The organism is Tangfeifania sp., assembly GCF_055108615.1.
This window is the reverse complement of the sequence record NZ_JBSQIC010000001.1, coordinates 92,467-111,245: the sequence shown is the minus strand read 5'-3', so window position 1 is coordinate 111,245 and position 18,779 is coordinate 92,467. Positions and strand designations below refer to the sequence as shown.

Genomic DNA, 18,779 nt, shown 5'->3' with positions numbered 1-18,779 from the left:
ATCAAAATTCGAAACAAGTCAAAGTAGATTTTTTTGAAATTTAAAGTCATTGGATAATTGGAATTTATTTGCTTATTGAAATTTTATTGCCATCTTCTCATTGCCCAATAAAATTGGGTGAGCACTCGAAATGACATTTCAAAATTGATATGAAGCTACTCCTGTCCTTCAACAACAAACTGAGCCTTGCCCAGGCAAGCTTCACCTTTTCCCGCATTGCTTCCAGGCCCCGTTCTGATTGTATTATTTCCTGTTAACAAAGGAACGCCGTCAATCAGAAACAGCGGGGTGGAATTTCCGTCGAAATTGCTGGTTCCCCTGATGCTAACCTGTTCGCTGTTAATGTCGAGCCCGGCCACTTTCCCCGAGAGAAAATCCAGAATATTGCCCGACGATGCCTCGTTTTTGGGAACCTGTACCACATGATCGGCCTTTTTCGTTTTTTGCCTGAACGAGCACTTTTGCAGTGTCGTTAAAAACCAGTCCGGGAAAAGTGAATTCTCCCGTTTTGCCGGTTGTATCCGTAAGGAAAGCCATTTCTGCATCTTTTTTAATAACAAGTGAAATTTTGCCATCTTCGATCGGTTGCCCGGTAATGTTATCTGTGGCCACTCCTTTCAGGTCGATTCCGGCAGTTTGTTTAAACTTCAAGGGGAGGCACGTTGTTCCAGAAATAGCTGCTCCAGCCGTTTGTGAGCATCAGCAACCCGAGTTTTGCTTCGGAGGGTAAGCCGGCATCGGTAAAATAATCTGCTGATGGGCCTGCGAAGCCGTTTAGTTCGGAATCGATTAACAGCACCAGTTGGTTTTTTCCCTGAATTGAAGTGAGTAAAAGTTTAAGGTCGGTTTTTTCCTGATTTCTTACCCATCTGTATTTGTTTGAATAAAATCAAGATTTCTTTTCAGGCCTTTAAAACCGGCACGTTTTACTGCCGATTTTTTGAAAACCTGATTGAAAAGCGGTTTTCCCATTTTGTACCACTCTTCGCGGGTGAGTTCAAGTAATTTTTGGGAAGGTTTTAAGTGAGCCTCATCGTGTGGCTCCGGCTTGAGGTTCCAGGGGCAAACATCCTGGCAGATGTCGCAACCAAACACCCGATTTTCAAACTTCCCTTTCAGGTTTTTGTCCGGTTCGTCTTTCAGTTCAATGGTTTGGTACGAAATGCATTTTCGGGAATCGATTACGCGGTTGTCCACGATGGCATTTGTTGGACAGGCATCGATGCAACGCGTGCAGTTTCCACAGTGGTCGCTGACAATTTTGGGCTGGTCAAACGGGAGTTCGATGTCGAGAATGAGTTCGCCGATGAAAAAGAAACTGCCGTGTTCCACCGAAATAAGGTTGTTGTTTTTTCCAACCCACCCGAGGCCTGCACGCCGTGCCCAGGCGCGTTCCAGCACCGGTGCCGAGTCCACAAACGGCTGCCCGTTGCAGGGGCCAAATTCATCGTTTATAAATTGCAGCAAACTTTTCAGTTTGTCTTTCATCACAAAATGGTAATCGGTGCCGTAAGCGTATTTCGAAATCACCGGGGCATCGGGGTCTTTCTGTGTTTCGCGGGTATGGTAATTTTGAAGAACAATCAGAATGGTTTTCGCATTCTCATAAAGCAGTCGCGGGTCGAGACGTTTCTCTTTGTTGCGTTCCATGTAGCCCATTTCGCCATTCATGCCGGCATCGAGCCAGTTCTGAAAATGCCCTTTTTCTTCAGTGAGCTCAGTGGCCGGGAGGATGCCACAATCGAGAAATCCCAGCTCTTTTACTTTCGATTTTATTTTTTCTGCTATGTTTTTTGAATTTTGCATCTTCTTTACATCCCTAAGGGTTACGCAGTTCCCTTAGGGATTTTTTTAAAAGAACCCCAATTCCAACCGGGCTTCCTCGCTCATCATCGATTTGTCCCAAGGCGGATCGAAAGTCAAATCTACATTTACATCTTCAATTCCTTCAACTGAACGAACGGCTTTGGTAACATCGTCCATTAAAATATCCACAACCGGGCAGCCGGGCGCGGTAAGGGTCATCACAATCTGGGCATGGTTTTTTTCATCCACATCCACGTTGTAAACCAGCCCTAAATCATAAATATTTACGGGTATCTCGGGGTCATAAACTTCTTTCAGGTTTTCTATTATCTGATCTATTCTTTTATCCATTTTGGGTTCCTCCTTCTTTTTCCATCCTGTCATAAGCAACAGCGTACAACCGGATTTGTTTTACCATGGCCAGCAGCCCGTTAGAGCGGGTGGGCGACAGGTGTTGCTTCAATCCAAGATCGTCGATAAAATGCAATTCGTTTTCAATAATCTCTTTGGGTTTCCGGCCTGAAACAACTCGTAAAAGCAGCGCTACCAATCCCTTTACAATAACAGCATCACTCTCGCCCCTGAAGTAAATTTTTCCGTCTTTTTTTTCGGCCACGAGCCAAACTCTCGACTGGCATCCTTTTATCAGGTTCTGATCATTTTTTTCTTCCGGGGGAAGGTCTTCCAGTTCGTTCCCCAGTTCGATGAGGTACGAATATTTATCCATCCAGTCTTCGTAAACCGAAAATTCTTCAATTATCTCTTGTTGAACTTTTTCAATTGTCATATTTTAAATAAAAATGTGAAATTAAGGATACAAATGTCGGAAATTTTTGTGTCCGTACAAATTTATGCCGCATTTTGCCGGAATTGTTACCGGTGTTTTAATTTATTCAGCGTCAGGGTTGTTTTGAAATTTTTCGTGCGAGTACGCTAATGTAAAACAACTGAAAACTGTGGTAAATTATAATAGCCTGGTCAGAAAAAGTCCCATCCAGAATATTTCGAGGTTGGTTTCATTAAGCAAACATTTGCACCACTTTTTTCAAGGCCTGTAGAAACCGGTCAATTTCTTCTTTGGTGTTGTACAGCCCAAATGAAGCCCGCACAGTTCCGGGGATATTGTAATGCTGCATCACCGGGTCGGCACAGTGGTGACCGGTGCGAACAGCAATTCCCATTTTATCGAGTATTGTTCCGAGGTCAAAAGAATGAATTCCCTCTATGTTAAAGGAAATAACGCTTGATTTTTCGGGTGCTTCGCCGTAAATTTTCATCCCCTCAATTTCATTAAGTCCGCTGGTGGCATATTCCAGTAATTCGTGCTCCCATTCCCAAATGTTTACAAGTCCGATATCCTGAAACATGTCGATGGAAGCCCCAAAAGCGATGACACTTGTTATGTTGGGCGTTCCGGCTTCAAACTTAAAAGGAATTTCACTGAAAGTTGTTTTGTCGAAAGAAACTTCGGCTATCATTTCGCCGCCTCCCTGGTAGGGGGGCATTTCGGTGAGCCATTTCCGTTTCCCGTAAAGGATGCCCACCCCGTTTGGGCCATACATTTTATGGGCCGAAAAAGCGTAGAAATCGGCATCGAGTTCCTGCACGTCAACCGGGATGTGCTGCACTGCCTGAGCGCCGTCAATAAAAACCGGGATGTTTTTGCTGTGGGCGGTTTCAATAATTTGTTTCACCGGGTTGATGGTGCCCAAAACATTGGAAACATGTGTTACAGCCACCAGTTTTGTTTTAGAGGATATTAAATTCTGAAGGGCACCCGATTGCAGTATGCCGGAATCGGAGAAAGGCAGTTTAACAATTTTGGCACCTCTGTTTATGGCCTGAATTTGCCAGGGGACAATATTGGAGTGATGCTCCATTTCGGAAACAATTATTTCGTCACCTGATTTGATAAACTGTTCGCAAAACGATGTGGCCACCAGGTTTACGCTTTCGGTGGTACCTTTCGTGAAAATGATTTCTTCCCTTGCCCCGGCATTGATGAATTTTTGCACTTTGTCGCGTGTCTCCTCAAAATCGGCTGTTGATTTGTCGGCCATGTAGTGTGCTGCCCGGTGAATGTTCCCGTAATAATCGTTATGAAGTTTTTCCTGGGCCATTAACACTTTAACCGGTTTTTGGGTAGTAGCTGCATTATCCAGATACACCAGCGGTTTGTTGTAAACCTGCTGTTTTAAAACCGGGAAGTAGTTTCTTATTTTGTTGATGTCGTAGTTCATCTTTTAAAAATTTAACTGGGCTTAAAGGTAGAAAAACCATCTTTAAAAAAAGAAACCCGCAATTTCCGATGTGGTATAAAGGAAGCTGCGGGCTACTGTTTTCAGCGCGGCGCAGGACTTCAGCATTCGCAGTTATAGGCGCATTCGTGGCAGCGTGCCACTTCACCTTTCAGTCGTTTGTCCACGAGCTCTTCAATACGGTCGCGCAGTGGCTCTACTTTTATTTGCTGAATGACTTCGTGCGCAAATGCGTTCATCATCATCAGTCGTGCTTTCTTTTCGTCAATTCCGCGAGCCCGCAAATAGAACAGCGCTTCCTCGTCAATTTGCCCCACTGTGGCACCGTGACTGCATTTTACATCATCCGCATCAATAATCAACTGCGGTTTTGTTTGCATGTAGGCCTTATCGGTCAGAAGCAAATTATTGTTTCGCTGAAAAGCATTGGTTTTTTGTGCATCGCGAACAACGTGGATAAGGCCGGCAAATGCTCCGGTGGATTCATCGTCGAGCACATTTTTATATACCTGGTTGCTCATGCAGTTCGGTTTGGCGTGGATAACCTGTGTGAAATTATCGACATGCTGCTTGCGATCGATAAAAGCCATTCCAAACAAATTGGCTTCAGCATTTTCACCATTAAGGATAAATTTCAGGTTGTTTCTGATCAATCCACAGTGAAGCGAAGAATTTAGCGTTGTGGCTGTTGAATCTTTTTCCTGGTGAATGAAAACTGAATTTAAACTTGTGGTTTTGTTGTGCTGGTTTTGCAGGGAGTAGTATTCCAGGTGCGCATTGGCTCCCAAAAAGATTTCAGTCACTGAATTGCTCAGGTATGAATTCAGATTCAGGGTGTGATCACACATAATCATTTTCACATCGGCACCTTCTTCAATATAGATAAAGTTGCGCTGTGTTGAAAATGCATCTTTGCCAGCCTGCAGGAAATTAATCAGCTGAATGGGTTTCTCTATTTTTGTGTTTTTGGGTACATATAAAAAATAGCCGTCTTTGGCAAATGCTGTGTTTAAAGCAACCAAAGGGTCTTCTTCGGTATTTGCCAGCTGTGCATATTTTTCGAGCAGCTCCGGCTTTTCATTGGCAATTTTTTCAAGGCTTTCAAGAATTACACCTTCGGGTAGCTGACCCACCGAACGGTTATCTTCGTAATACCAGCCGTTAAAAATAAATGCCAGGTGGGTATCCAGCTGCGGAACGTCGCACCGGAAAGCCTGGTTCAAATCCAATTCGGTTTTTTCCCGCTGATGGATAAATTTATAATCGGGCGAAAACTGTGGCTGCAGGTTGGTGTATTTGTAATTTTCGTTCTTACGTGTGGGAATTCCCTGCATTACAAAATCCTGAAAAGCTTTGTTCCTTTTGCTGTTCAGAATAGCAGAAGAACCTTCCGTCAGAAGATCCTTTACATCGTTGTAGTGCCCTGTATATTTTAGTGATAAATCTGCTTTTTCTACCAATACACTCATGTTAAACTCCGTTTTCTTGTTTAATCCAATCGTAGCCTTTTTCTTCCAGTTCCAGTGCCAGTTCTTTTCCCGATGATTTTACAATTTTGCCATTGTACAATACGTGCACATGGTCGGGAACGATGTACTCGAGCAGACGCTGATAGTGGGTAATCACAATTGTTGCATTTTCAGGAGTGCGCAGTGCATTTACCCCGTGAGCAACGGTTTTCAGCGCATCGATGTCGAGGCCTGAATCGGTTTCATCCAAAATACCCAGTTTGGGTTGGAGCAGCGCCATCTGAAAAATTTCATTCTTTTTCTTCTCTCCACCGGAGAATCCTTCATTAACAGAACGGTTGGTCAGGTGCGCGTTCATGTCGAGCAATTGTTCTTTTTGGTGCATCATTTTCAGGAATTCTCCTGCTGTATATTCTTTTTCTCCGAGGAATTTGCGGTGTTCGTTCACAGCAGTTTTCAGGAAATTAACCATCGGTACACCGGGAATTTCTACCGGGTACTGGAAGCTGAGGAAAATTCCTTTTTTGGCACGATCTTCAGGCTCCAGCTCCAGTAAATCTTCCCCTTCGTAAATGATTTCACCTGAAGTAACTTCAAATTCTTCTTTCCCTGCCAGCACATTTGCCAGCGTGCTTTTCCCTGAACCGTTGGGTCCCATTATGGCGTGAATTTCGCCGGGTTTCACTTCAAGGTTGATTCCTTTCAGGATTTCCTTTCCTTCTACGGAAACATATAAGTCTTTAATTGTTAGCATAATATAATTGTCCTCAAAAACCCCCTCTGACTCCCCCGCCAGCTGGCGGGGAGGAACAGGAGCATGTATTATTATTAATTTATTTTCATTTCTGTATTTTTCCATTCTTATCTTCCCCCTTTGGGGGAATAAAAGGGGGCGCTACCCCACGCTTCCTTCGAGGCTGATTTCAAGCAGTTTTTGTGCTTCAACAGCAAACTCCATCGGCAGTTTGTTGAGTACCTCTTTGGCGTAACCGTTCACAATCATGCCGATTGCTTTTTCGGTGTCGATTCCCCGCTGGTTGCAGTAGAAAATCTGGTCTTCGCCAATTTTTGAGGTAGTTGCCTCGTGTTCCACAATCGATGATTTGTTTCCCACTTCAATGTAGGGGAAAGTATGTGCGCCGCAGGTATCGTTCAGCAGCAGCGAGTCGCACTGTGAGAAATTTCGCGAATTTTTTGCACCGGGCAAAACTTTCACCAAACCACGGTAGGAATTGTCGCTTTTACCTGCCGAAATCCCTTTTGAAATAATGGTGCTTTTGGTGTTTTTACCAATGTGAATCATTTTCGAGCCGGTGTCGGCCTGCTGGTGGTTGTTGGTAACAGCTACCGAGTTGAATTCGCCAATGGAATTATCGCCAAGCAGAATGCAGCTCGGGTATTTCCAGGTCACTGCCGAACCGGTTTCCACTTGTGTCCAGCTGATTTTGGACGATTCGCCGCGGCAAATTCCGCGTTTGGTTACAAAATTGTAAACCCCGCCCTTTCCGTTTTTGTCGCCGGGGAACCAGTTTTGTACCGTGGAATATTTCACTTCTGCACGGTCGAGCGCAATAATTTCAACTACCGCGGCGTGCAGTTGGTTTTCGTCGCGTTGCGGGGCGGTACAGCCTTCGAGGTAACTCACGTAGCTGTCGTCGTCGGCTACAATAAGTGTCCGTTCAAACTGGCCGGTGTTGGCAGAATTAATCCGGAAGTAGGTCGATAATTCCATCGGGCATTTCACGCCTTTTGGAATATAACAGAACGACCCATCGCTGAAAACTGCTGAATTCAGCGCTGCAAAAAAGTTGTCGTTCACCGGTACCGATTGACCGATGTATTTGCGCACCAAATCAGGATGCTCCTGCAATGCTTCGCTGAACGAACAAAATATAATGCCTTGTTCTGCGAGCGTTTCTTTAAAAGTTGTTTTTACTGAAACGCTGTCCATTACAGCATCCACGGCTACTCCCGCCAAATGTTTTTGTTCTTCGAGCGGAATTCCCAGCTTGTTAAATGTTTCGAGCAATTCCGGATCCACTTCATCCAGGCTTTCATACTGCGGTTTTTTCTTCGGAGCCGCATAGTAGCTGATATTCTGATAATCAATGGGCGGAACTTTCAGGTAGGCCCAGTTGGGCATTTTCATTTTTTCCCATTTCCTGAATGCCTCCAACCGGAATTCAAGCATGAAATCGGGCTCGTTTTTCTTCTCCCAAATTGTACGGATTACATTCTCATTCAATCCTTTATCTATGATATCGGTTTCAATATCGGAGAAAAATCCGTATTTATATTCACTCTGCGTTACTTCAGATAATATTTTGTCCTGGTCTGTCATATTTTAATTCATTTTTTTGAATTAACAATCCTTTATTTAGACTGTTTAACTAATACAATTGCAAAGATATAAAAGTATAGGTATTTTTGTGGTTTGGATTGATTATTCCATACCAATTTGTCTTTAATTAACAATGAGTAAAGAAAAAAAACATACACGGATTTTGGAACTGGGAGAATTTGGTTTGATAGACAGGCTGACCAAAGATATACAGTTAAAAAATGAGAGTACCTTAAAAGGCGTTGGCGACGATGCCGCAGTTTTAAATTATGGCGATAAGTGTGTGGTGTTTTCCACCGATCTGCTCACCGAAGGCATCCATTTTAACCTGATGTATGTTCCGCTGAAGCACCTCGGGTACAAATCGGTGGTGGTGAATCTTTCCGATATTTTTGCTATGAATGCCCAGCCACGGCAAATTACAGTGAACATAGCTTTGTCGAATAAATTTTCGGTGGAAGCGGTTGAAGAATTGTACTCGGGCATTCATCTGGCCTGCGAAAAATATGGAATTGATTTGGTAGGAGGAGACACCACCAGCTCGCTCACCGGTTTAACCATTAGTGTGAGTGTGCTGGGCGGAGCGGCCAAGGAAGACCTCGTTTACCGGAGCGGGGCAAAAGAGGGCGATATCCTATGCGTTTCAGGCGATTTGGGAGGTGCCTACATGGGACTTCAACTGCTCGAGCGCGAAAATGAAGTTTTCAAGGTAAACGATAAAATGCAACCTCAACTCGAAGGTTATGATTACATCCTGGAACGGCAGCTGAAACCTGAAACACGGCCTGATGTAATTGCGGCCTTCAAAAAAATTGGCATCAAACCCACATCGATGATTGATATTTCAGACGGACTTTCTTCTGAAATCATGCACCTGTGCAAAGATTCAAAAGTGGGTTGCAGGTTGGATGAAGCAAAAGTACCAATGGACAACCAAACCAAAAAAATGGCCGAAGAGCTGAACATCAATCCCTTGGTTGCTGCGCTGAACGGCGGCGAAGATTACGAATTGCTTTTTACCGTTTCTCCCAAAGATTACGAAAAACTGAAAAACGATCCCGATTTTACCGCGATAGGTGAGATGGTGAATGAATCGGCAGGAGTACATCTTATTGCAGCCGGTGGCTCTGAAATTCCTTTACAGGCGCAGGGCTGGAACCATCAGGAATAATTTTATAAAACCTTAAACAAAAATGGCAATGTAAATACACTGCCATTCAAATCGTTTACAATATTTTAAGTTGAAATTAATCCGGGTAATACCCTCTGATTATTCCGCGTTTTGAGTCTTTTACAAAAAGTAACACTTCGTCGCGTTCCTGGGTAGCCGGCATTTCGGTTTCAATAATATCGATAGCTTGTGCAGTGTTCAGTCCTTTTTGGTAAATGTACCGGTAAATTTCCTGCACTTCCCTGATTTTTTCATTGGAGTAATTTCTGCGACGCAAACCAATGGAGTTAATTCCCACATACGAAAGCGGTTCGCGACCGGCTTTAATAAACGGAGGTACATCTTTCCGCACCAGTGAACCGCCGCCAATCATTACATGCGAGCCTACACGACAAAACTGGTGAACACCGGTCATCCCCGAAATAATTGCCCAGTCGTCAACCACAACTTCGCCGGCAAGCTGGGTGTTGTTGCCAAGAATGACATGATTTCCCAGGGTGCAATCGTGTGCTATGTGTACGTAGGCCATCAATAAATTATTGTTGCCCAGGGAGGTTTTTCCTTTCGAGGCTGTTCCGCGGTTGATGGTTACATATTCGCGGATAACGTTATTGTCGCCAATTTCAACGGTTGTATATTCCCCTTTAAATTTCATATCCTGGGGAATAGCTCCGATAACAGCTCCCGGAAAGATATTGCAGTTTTTTCCGATTCGGGTTCCCGATAAAATAGTTACGCTGGAACCGATATGTGTTCCTTCTCCTATTACCACATCTTTATCAATAGATACAAAAGGTTCTATCACTACATTTTCAGCAACTTTTGCTTCAGGATGTACGTAAGCCAGTGGTTGTTTCATATTTTTTTCTAATTCTATTATTCTTCAGTTTGCTTTATTATTTGTGCCATGAATTCGCCTTCGGCAACAATTTTATCGCCCACGTAGGTAACGCCTTTCATGATTGCAATTCCTCTGCGGATTGGCGAAATTAAGTTTATTTTAAAAATCAGGGTGTCTCCCGGCACAACTTTTTTCCGGAACTTAACATTGTTAATCCGGATAAAATAGGTTGAATATTTTCCCTCCAGTCCGCATAGTACCAACAACCCACCGGTTTGTGCCATAGCTTCAATGAGTAAAACTCCCGGCATTACGGGTTCGTTGGGGAAATGCCCCTGGAAAAATGGCTCGTTGGCAGTTACGCTTTTCACACCCACTACCTCTTTTTCGGTAATTGATAAAACCTTATCGACCATTAAAAGTGGGTACCTGTGGGGCAGGTATGTTTTTATTTGATTCACATCGAGCAACGGCTTCGCGTTGGGGTCATATTCAGGAGGGCCTGCCTGCTGTTGCCTCCAGGCATCTTTCAGTGCCTGTGCAAAAAGTGTATTGGGGCGATGCCCTGGTTTTGAGGCAATTATGCGGCCTTTTATGTGTTTGCCGCAAAGGGCCAGGTCGCCAATTACATCGAGCAGTTTATGCCGTGCGCATTCGTTGTCGAAATGCAGGTCGAGGTTGTTTAAAATGCCCTGGGGCTTTACTTCTACCCTGTCGTGGTGAAACAGATCGGCGAGGCGATCCAGTTCTTCCTGCGTAACTTCTTTGTCGATAATAACGATTGCATTATTTAGTTCGCCTCCTTTAATAAGGTTGTTGTTGAGCAACAATTCCAGCTCGTGCAAAAATACAAATGTGCGGCAGTTGGCTATTTCTTCTTTAAAATTACTTATCGATTCAAGGGTTGCATACTGGTTGTTCAGCACGCTCGATTTAAACGATATCATTACATTTATATGATAGTCGTCGTCGGGTAGTGCAATAATTTCTGCCCCTGATTTCTCATCGAATATTTCAATTTTTTCTTTTATCTCGAAATATTCTCTTTCTGCATCTTGCTCAACAATTCCGGCATTTTCTATGGCTTCAACAAAATATTTTGAACTCCCATCCATAATGGGAGCTTCTTCGTTGTTGACTTCTATCAGCACATTGTCGAGGTCCATTCCAATGAGAGCTGCCAGTGCATGTTCGATTGTTCCAATCCGGGCTCCGTCTTTTTCAAGCAGGGTGCCTCTCGAAGTGTCCACAACCAAATCAACGTCGGCATCTATTATCGTTTGTTCTTCAAGGTCAACCCTTTTAAATTTAAACCCGTGGTTTTCGGGGGCCGGCAAAAAGTTCATGATTACATCAACTCCTGTATGCAGGCCTTTTCCTTCAATTTTAAATGAATTTGCTAATGTTTTTTGCTTTACAACCATATGCTTATGTTATTTCTTCGAAGCAGTAGAGGTGCCGTTTTGAAGTGATTTTACATCTTTCCGAAGTTGAATAACTTCATCTCTGAGCTTGGGCAGGTTTTTGAAAACAATGGCTGTACGGACAGCATCTTTTATATTGTGAGCCGGTGTAAGAAGAACTGTTTCGTTATCTTTTATTGAATTGGAAACACCTGATTGTGCCCCAATATTTACATTATCGCCAATTGTTAAGTGTCCTGCCAGGCCAACCTGTCCTCCAAATTTGCAGTTTTTACCCACTTTGGTTGTGCCGGCCAGCCCTGTTTGCGCTGCAATAACTGTGTTTTCGCCAACTTCGCAATTGTGCGCTACCTGTACCAGGTTGTCAATTTTGACTCCTTTACGGATAATAGTTGACTCAAAAGTCCCACAGTCGATAGTAGTATTGGCACCAATATCCACATTATCTTCGAGAATAACATTTCCGATTTGCGGAATTTTTTTGTAGGTGCCGTCGGGTTGCGGTGCAAAGCCAAAACCATCGGCACCGATAACCGCACCGGCATGGATAATACAATTGTTACCTATTACACAGTCGTCGTAAACTTTGGCTCCGGCATAAAAAATGCAATTATCGCCAATAGTCACATTGTTGCCAATATGTACCTGTGGAAACAGTTTTACATTATTGCCGATTTTAACGTTTTTACCCACGTACCCAAACGCCCCGAGGTAAAAATTTTCGCCGGTGGCAGCCGTTTCATCAAAAAAACTGGGCTGTTCTATCCCCTTCCTGGTGTCTTTTTTGGTGAGCTGGTACAGATCGAGTAACGAGGAAAATGCCTGGTAGGCATCATCAACTTTTATAAGTGTGGCATTAACTTCTGATTTGGGTTCGAAGCTTTTATTCACCAGCACAATTGAAGCATTTGTATTGTAAACGTAACTTTCGTATTTAGCATTGGCAAAAAAAGAAAGCGTGCCGGGTTTTCCATCTTCAATTTTCGATACATTTGTAACAACAACATTGTTGTCACCAACAACTTCTCCTTTCAGAAATGCAGCAATGTCTGTAGCTTTAAATTCCATTCAACTTTTTTTAAGCGGTGCAAATATAGTTTTAAACTAATTAATGTCCAATTCTTTTGGATAACAGGCGAAAAATTTTCGCACGGTTTTGGTGAAAGCTGCCAGGTTAATATCCGACGCTTTTTCCATATCTTTTACTTTTCCGTTTTTGAAAAGTATTTTAATATTCTCAGTATTTCGGTTGTAGGCATTGTTGGTAATTTCCCCTGTCATCAGGAAATATTTGGCCAGTTCCGGGTCGCCGGTTATTTCACCGGTAATGTGTTGTAGCATTTTTTCTTCCCATTTTTTTGAAACGGGTTTCTTTTTCAATTTTACTTTGAATAATCTTCTTTGTATAAGACTTTTAGATAGCGAAGAAAGAACAGGATCACTATGAAACTGCCACTCCTTAACCGACGAAATGATGTCGTTATCGTCGAGTTGGGCAAACCATTCCAAAACAGTCTTTCCTTCAACATTCAGGTTGTCCCAAAAGTTTTGAGAAGTAAAGTTGTTTTTCAGGAAAACCTCAAGCGTAGGGGTTGCAAACAGCTGGTGTCCTGCCGAAAACAAATCTTTTGCCCTTTTTAAAATACCTATGAGCAGGAATTCGGCCGAAACAACCGTTTTGTGAAGGTACACCTGCCAGTACATGAGGCGCCGTGCAATCAGGAATTTTTCGATGGAGTAAATTCCTTTTAAATCAACAGCCAGTTGGTCGTCCCAAACGTTAAGCATTTTTATGATTCGGTCAATTCCAACCACTCCCTCTGCAACGCCTGTAAAAAAGCTGTCGCGGCTCAGGTAATCCAGCCGGTCCATGTCGAGTTGCCCTGCTACCAGCTGGTGTAAAAATTTCTTTTTGTACTTGTTCTGAAAAATTTCGATGGCCAGGGCCAGGCGGCTGTTAAACTGCCGGTTCAGTTCGTTCATTAAAAGCAAAGACAACTCTTCGTGGGCTACTTCAACCAGTGAGTTTTCGAGCACGTGCGAAAACGGAGCGTGGCCAATGTCGTGCAACAAAATGGCAATGGTAACCGCGTCGGCTTCTTCCTCCGTAATTTCATGGCCTTTCAGCCTCAAAACCGTTATGGCCTGACCCATTAAATGGCTTGCGCCCAGTGCATGTTCAAAACGCGAATGATTGGCACCGGGGTAAACCAGAAAAGAAAACCCCAGTTGCTTGATCCTTCGCAGCCGCTGCATGTAGGGGTGTTCCAGCAAATCAAAAATCAGTTCCGATTGTATGGTGATGAAACCGAAAACCGGATCGTTGATGATTTTTTTCTTATTATTGTTTTGATCCACAATTGTTTTTTTTGAAAGGGCAAAACTACAAAACTTTAATTAATTCGTTATAAGGCATTTATCATCTTTGTAAATTTTTTGCTGTTTGGGCTTTTTATTGATGAAACCGCTGTTTTGGCTGTGGAAAATAGTAAAACATTTTTTATTCTTTAAAATCAGTGGTTTATACGCTTTCTTTTTTTGTGTTTTAAGGAAGAAATTACTATTTTTGCGGAGATTTTTTAGAAAAGCCTGAAATAGGGGACCGCCGGTTCCCTATTTTGTTACTGGTTATTAATGGTAGATAAAAAGAAAATAACAGCGTTTGTAAAGGAGCAACTGGATGAAAGCATGTTCCTGGTAGAGGTGACTGTGAATGCTTCGAATGTGATAAAAGTTTTTATCGATAGTTTCGATGGGTTGACAATCGACCAGTGCGTGCAAATTAGTCGCGAGCTCGAACAAAATCTTGATCGCGATAAAGAAGACTTTGAGCTGCAGGTTTCTTCTCCCGGCCTTTCAGAGCCCTTCAGGGTAAAAGAACAATACCTGAAAAATGTTGGACACGATGTTGAAATTGTAACTACCGAAGGTGTCAAACTCGAAGGCGAGTTACTGGATGCAGGCGACGAAGGAATTTTATTGAAAACGGCCAAACGCGAACGGGTAGAAGGGCATAAAAAAAAGCAGTTAATAGTAAAAGAACATCAGTTAAAGTATGGCGAAATAAAAAGCGCAAAAGTTGTTGTTTCATTTAAAAAAGCGAATTAAAGATGGAAAATATTAATCTGATAGATACTTTTGCCGAATTCAAAGAATTGAAGAACATCGACCGGGTAACCATGATGAGTGTACTCGAAGATGTTTTTCGCAGTGTGCTGATTAGGCAGTATGGTACCGATGAAAATTTTGATGTAATTATCAATATTGATAAAGGTGACTTTGAAATTTGGAGAAACCGCGAAGTGGTTGAAGATGGCGAGCTGGAAGATCCAAACCTGCAAATCACATTGACTGATGCCCAAAAAATTGACAGTGACTACGAGGTGGGCGAAGAGGTAACCGATGAGGTGAAGTTAATTGACTTTGGCCGCCGAGCCATTTTAACCCTGCGGCAGAACCTGGCCAGTAAAATTCTGGAACTTGAAAAAGATCACATTTACGGAAAATATAAAGACAAAATTGGCGACATTGTTACCGGCGAAGTTTACCAGGTGTGGAAAAAAGAAATCCTGATTCTTGACGATGAAGGCAATGAATTGATTCTGCCCAAGTCGGAACAGATTCCATCCGATTACTTCCGTAAAGGAGATACCGTCAGGGCAATTGTGTATAAGGTTGAATTGCGAAACAACAACCCGCTTATTATTTTGTCGCGCACTGCACCGGTTTTTCTCGAGCGTTTGTTTGAATTGGAAATACCCGAAATTTTTGATGGCCTCATTACCATTAAAAATATTGTGAGAGTGCCGGGCGAGCGAGCCAAAGTTGCCGTAGAATCGTACGACGAGCGTGTTGACCCGGTTGGGGCCTGTGTGGGAATGAAAGGTTCACGCATACACGGCATTGTGCGCGAGTTGCGTAACGAAAACATTGATGTAATCAACTATTCTGCCAACACGCAGCTCTACATTAAACGGGCACTGAATCCGGCAAAAATTCTCGATATTAAAATAAACGAGGAAGATAAAAGAGCTGAAGTGTACCTGAAACCCGAAGAAGTATCACTTGCTATCGGGAAAGGTGGCCTGAACATCAGGCTGGCAAGTCAGCTTACTGGTTACGAAATTGATGTGTTCCGCGAAACAGAGGAGGATGACGAAGATGTGAACCTCGATGAATTTACCGATGAAATTGAAGATTGGGTTATCGACGCATTGAAAGCCATTGGTTGTGATACAGCTAAAAATGTGCTCAATATTTCGCGCAGCGATTTAATTAAACGCACCGACCTCGAGGAAGAAACCATCGACAATGTGCTGAATATCCTCAAGTCGGAATTTGAGTGATTTTAAAAAATAAGCTAAATTTAAAACTACTGTAAAAGCTTTTGTTTAAACTTGCAGAGTACTTTAGCTTTAGGGATACGAAAAGAAAATAAAAAATTTATATGACAGCAGGCAAGACAATAAGGCTTAGTAAACTTGCAAGAGAATTCAATGTGGGGATTCACACCATTGTGGAATTTCTGCACAAAAAAGGATTTGATTATGATTCAAATCCTAATACTAAAGTTTCTGCAGAAGCGGTCGAACTTCTTGAAAAAGAATATAAGATTGATTTAAACCTGAAAAAAGAATCAGAAAAAATTATTCTTAAAAGTCATCGTCCGAAGCAGGAAGTTATTTCTATTGACAACGAAGAAGAAGAGCTCGAAGAAGAAGAGGAAGAAGAGGAGATTGAAGAAGAAGAGGTTGAAGAAAAAACTGAAGATAAAACCCCTGAAAAACCAGGTAAGCCTGAACCCTCAGAAGCTGAAAAAGAAAAAGAGGAAGAAGCACCTGTTGAAAAACCGGCTCACGAGGATAAAATAAAGGTTGTAGGAAAAATTGATTTGGATGCTTCAAAAAAAGCAGCTAAGAAAGCTGAAAAAGAAGCAACAGAATCGGAGAAAGAGAAAAAAGCTGAATCGAAAGAGAAACCTAAAGCCGAAGAAAAAACCGAGCCACAAAAAGAGGAACAGCCAGAAGAAATAAAAGCGGAAAAAAAACAACCTCAGCCTGAAATACCTGAAAAAAAGGTTGAAAAGGAAGTGGAAAAAGAGGAGAAAAAAACACATGTTGACGACGTTAAAGTTGTTGGCCGCATAAATCTCGAAGCCTTAAATCAGAAAACAAGGCCTTCGAAAAAATCGAAAAAAGAGAGAGAAAAAGAACGGGAAGAAAGAAGGCAACAGAAAGAGGCCGCCCGTGGAAAAGCCCGCGAACAGAAAAAAGGAACAACGGAACAGGAAGAAGAAAAAGACGAAACTATAAAGGCACAAAGGAACAAACTGAATGGGCCTACTGTAGTTGGTAAAATCGATCTTCCTGAAAAGAAAGCGAAAAAACAGAAAGATTCTTCTGAAGGTTCTTCGCGGAAGAAACGCCGCAAAAGGATTAAAGATCCGGGAAAAATACGGTTTGAAGATAAGCCGCAGGAAGGAAGAAAAAGAACCGGGCAGAAGCTTACCAAACAGGGCGCCAAAAAGAAAAAACCACAACTTAAAAAAGAGGTTGACGAGGAAGAAGTACAAAAGCAAATTAAAAACACCCTGGCCCGCTTAACTTCAAAAGGTAAATCGAAAGGTTCAAAACACCGCCGCGATAAAAGAGCTGCCGTTAGTGAAAAGAAACAGGCCGACCTGGAAAAATCAAACCAGGCCAAGAAAATATTGAAAGCTACCGAATTCGTATCGGTGAGCGAACTGGCCAACATGATGGATGTAAATGTAAATGAAGTTATTTCCACATGTATGAGCCTGGGCTTGTTTGTTTCCATAAACCAGCGGCTCGATGCAGAAACCCTTACTGTGGTAGCCGATGAGTTTGGATATAAAGTTGAATTTGTAAGCGCTGATATACAGGAGTCGATTGATGATGCCGATGAAGAAGATTCAGAAGAAAATCTTGTTCCGCGTTCGCCCATTGTTACCGTAATGGGGCACGTTGACCACGGTAAAACTTCGCTGCTCGACTATATCAGGAGTACCAACGTTATTGCCGGTGAAGCCGGAGGAATTACACAACATATTGGTGCTTACCATGTAACACTCGATGAAGGCAAAGACATTACGTTTCTGGATACTCCGGGACACGAGGCTTTTACGGCAATGCGTGCCCGGGGTGCACAGGTTACTGATATTGCAATTATTATTGTTGCTGCTGACGATAACGTGATGCCGCAAACAGTTGAAGCAATTAACCATGCATCAGCAGCTGGAGTGCCAATTGTATTTGCTATTAATAAAATTGACAAACCAGGCGCCAATCCCGAAAGAATTAAGGAAGAGCTGGCCAATATGAACTACCTTGTTGAAGAATGGGGTGGTAAATACCAGTCGCACGATATTTCGGCCAAGCAGGGCAAGGGAATTAAAGATTTACTTGAGAAAGTACTGCTGGAAGCCGAAATGCTTGAACTGACTGCCAATCCGAAGAAAAGAGCATCCGGAACCGTTATTGAATCTTCACTTGACCGCGGACGTGGTTATGTGGCTACTGTACTGGTTCAGTCGGGCACACTTAAATCAGGCGATATTGTGCTGGCGGGGCAGTATTTTGGTCATATTAAAGCTATGTTTAATGAGCGTAACCAAAAGATTGAAGAGGCCGGGCCGGCTCAACCGGCAATTATTCTGGGACTCGACGGAGCACCGCAGGCAGGCGATAATTTCCATGTGATGGAAAATGAACGCGATGCCCGGGCCATTGCCAATAAACGCGAACAGCTTGCACGCGAACAGGGGCTGCGCTCACAGAAACATATTACGCTCGACGAGATTGGCCGCAGAATTGCCATTGGTAATTTCCAGGAATTGAACCTGATTATTAAAGGTGACGTGGACGGTTCGGTTGAAGCACTTTCCGATTCATTGATTAAACTTTCCACCGAAGAGATCCAGGTAAACGTGAAACACAAAGCCGTTGGCCAGATTTCAGAATCAGACATTTTGCTGGCAGCAGCTTCCGAAGCCATTGTTATTGGTTTCCAGGTAAGGCCGTCGCTTAGTGCACGCAAACTTGCAGAGCGCGAACAAATCGATATTCGTTTGTACTCTATTATTTACGATGCAATTAACGAAATCAGGACAGCCATGGAAGGCATGCTTTCGCCCGATATAAAAGAGGAAATTACCGGAACAGCCGAAGTAATGGAAGTATTCAAAATTACAAAAGTTGGTACTGTAGCCGGCTGTATTGTGCGCGACGGCAAAATAAACCGCAATTCAAAAGTAAGAGTTATTCGCGATGGCATTGTGATTTATACCGGAACCCTTGGTTCGTTGAAACGCTTTAAAGATGATGCGAAGGAAGTGAAGAACGGTTACGAATGTGGATTGAACATTGAAAATTTCAACGATATTAAAGTGGGCGACCATGTGGAAACCTTCCAGGAAGTTGAAGTGGCCAAGCATTTGTAATTTTCACAAA

General features: G+C 42.9%; 17 protein-coding genes. 4 read left to right on the top strand and 13 right to left on the bottom strand.

The features are described 5' to 3' along the window. Positions 1-155 precede the first annotated feature (155 nt). The 9 genes from ACTCNA_RS00510 to sufB all read right to left on the bottom strand — a co-directional run bounded on the left by ACTCNA_RS00510 (position 156) and on the right by sufB (position 7,874). Positions 156-545: a hypothetical protein gene (locus ACTCNA_RS00510; RefSeq protein WP_462945933.1), complete on the bottom strand. Its 390-nt coding sequence runs from the start codon at positions 543-545 to the stop codon at positions 156-158. Between the two features lie 95 nt (positions 546-640). Further along, positions 641-799: a hypothetical protein gene (locus ACTCNA_RS00505; protein ID WP_462945932.1), complete on the bottom strand. Its 159-nt coding sequence runs from the start codon at positions 797-799 to the stop codon at positions 641-643. Between the two features lie 62 nt (positions 800-861). After that, positions 862-1,806 (bottom strand): tRNA epoxyqueuosine(34) reductase QueG, encoded by a 945-nt coding sequence (gene queG / locus ACTCNA_RS00500; protein WP_462945931.1) that lies wholly within the window; start codon positions 1,804-1,806, stop codon positions 862-864. A 45-nt stretch (positions 1,807-1,851) separates the two neighbouring features. Further along, a complete protein-coding gene (locus ACTCNA_RS00495) occupies positions 1,852-2,157 on the bottom strand; it encodes an SUF system Fe-S cluster assembly protein (RefSeq protein WP_462945930.1) in 306 nt (101 codons plus the stop codon). Further along, the gene (locus ACTCNA_RS00490; protein ID WP_462945929.1) at positions 2,150-2,593 is read right to left on the bottom strand and encodes a SufE family protein; all 444 of its coding nucleotides are present in this window, start codon (positions 2,591-2,593) and stop codon (positions 2,150-2,152) included. Before ACTCNA_RS00490 ends, ACTCNA_RS00495 begins: the two co-directional genes overlap by 8 nt. 232 nt (positions 2,594-2,825) lie before the next feature. Continuing rightward, positions 2,826-4,046 carry an aminotransferase class V-fold PLP-dependent enzyme gene (locus ACTCNA_RS00485; RefSeq protein ID WP_462945928.1) on the bottom strand — a complete coding sequence of 407 codons (1,221 nt, stop codon included), beginning with the start codon at positions 4,044-4,046 and terminating at the stop codon, positions 2,826-2,828. Positions 4,047-4,165: 119 nt separating this feature from the next. Further along, positions 4,166-5,533, bottom strand: coding sequence for a Fe-S cluster assembly protein SufD (sufD, locus tag ACTCNA_RS00480; RefSeq protein ID WP_462945927.1), 1,368 nt, complete (start codon positions 5,531-5,533; stop codon positions 4,166-4,168). A gap of 1 nt (position 5,534) precedes the next feature. Continuing rightward, the gene (gene sufC, locus ACTCNA_RS00475) at positions 5,535-6,392 is read right to left on the bottom strand and encodes a Fe-S cluster assembly ATPase SufC (protein ID WP_462945926.1); all 858 of its coding nucleotides are present in this window, start codon (positions 6,390-6,392) and stop codon (positions 5,535-5,537) included. 36 nt (positions 6,393-6,428) lie between these two features. Further along, positions 6,429-7,874 carry a Fe-S cluster assembly protein SufB gene (gene sufB / locus ACTCNA_RS00470; protein ID WP_462945925.1) on the bottom strand — a complete coding sequence of 482 codons (1,446 nt, stop codon included), beginning with the start codon at positions 7,872-7,874 and terminating at the stop codon, positions 6,429-6,431. A gap of 133 nt (positions 7,875-8,007) precedes the next feature. Here sufB and thiL point away from each other — a divergent pair, with 133 nt between their 5' ends. Next, on the top strand, positions 8,008-9,045 hold the full coding sequence (gene thiL / locus ACTCNA_RS00465; RefSeq protein WP_462945924.1) for a thiamine-phosphate kinase: 1,038 nt from the start codon (positions 8,008-8,010) through the stop codon (positions 9,043-9,045). Positions 9,046-9,121: 76 nt separating this feature from the next. Here the strand turns inward: thiL and lpxA are convergent, their stop codons facing one another. Genes lpxA through ACTCNA_RS00445 form a run of 4 tightly spaced genes read right to left on the bottom strand, consistent with a single transcriptional unit; the run spans position 9,122 to position 13,668 of the window. Then, entirely contained in the window at positions 9,122-9,904 is a 783-nt protein-coding gene (gene lpxA / locus ACTCNA_RS00460; RefSeq protein WP_462945923.1) for an acyl-ACP--UDP-N-acetylglucosamine O-acyltransferase, read from the bottom strand. A 17-nt stretch (positions 9,905-9,921) separates the two neighbouring features. After that, positions 9,922-11,310 carry a bifunctional UDP-3-O-[3-hydroxymyristoyl] N-acetylglucosamine deacetylase/3-hydroxyacyl-ACP dehydratase gene (locus tag ACTCNA_RS00455; protein WP_462945922.1) on the bottom strand — a complete coding sequence of 463 codons (1,389 nt, stop codon included), beginning with the start codon at positions 11,308-11,310 and terminating at the stop codon, positions 9,922-9,924. 9 nt (positions 11,311-11,319) lie between these two features. Then, on the bottom strand, positions 11,320-12,378 hold the full coding sequence (lpxD, locus tag ACTCNA_RS00450) for a UDP-3-O-(3-hydroxymyristoyl)glucosamine N-acyltransferase (protein ID WP_462945921.1): 1,059 nt from the start codon (positions 12,376-12,378) through the stop codon (positions 11,320-11,322). 36 nt (positions 12,379-12,414) lie between these two features. Continuing rightward, entirely contained in the window at positions 12,415-13,668 is a 1,254-nt protein-coding gene (locus ACTCNA_RS00445; RefSeq protein ID WP_462945920.1) for an HD domain-containing protein, read from the bottom strand. Positions 13,669-13,944: 276 nt separating this feature from the next. Here ACTCNA_RS00445 and rimP point away from each other — a divergent pair, with 276 nt between their 5' ends. From rimP to infB, 3 genes are all read left to right on the top strand, one after another. Next, entirely contained in the window at positions 13,945-14,418 is a 474-nt protein-coding gene (rimP, locus tag ACTCNA_RS00440; RefSeq protein WP_462945919.1) for a ribosome assembly cofactor RimP, read from the top strand. 2 nt (positions 14,419-14,420) lie between these two features. After that, positions 14,421-15,656 carry a transcription termination factor NusA gene (nusA, locus tag ACTCNA_RS00435; RefSeq protein ID WP_462945918.1) on the top strand — a complete coding sequence of 412 codons (1,236 nt, stop codon included), beginning with the start codon at positions 14,421-14,423 and terminating at the stop codon, positions 15,654-15,656. Between the two features lie 101 nt (positions 15,657-15,757). Further along, the gene (gene infB / locus ACTCNA_RS00430; protein ID WP_462945917.1) at positions 15,758-18,769 is read left to right on the top strand and encodes a translation initiation factor IF-2; all 3,012 of its coding nucleotides are present in this window, start codon (positions 15,758-15,760) and stop codon (positions 18,767-18,769) included. Positions 18,770-18,779 lie beyond the last annotated feature (10 nt).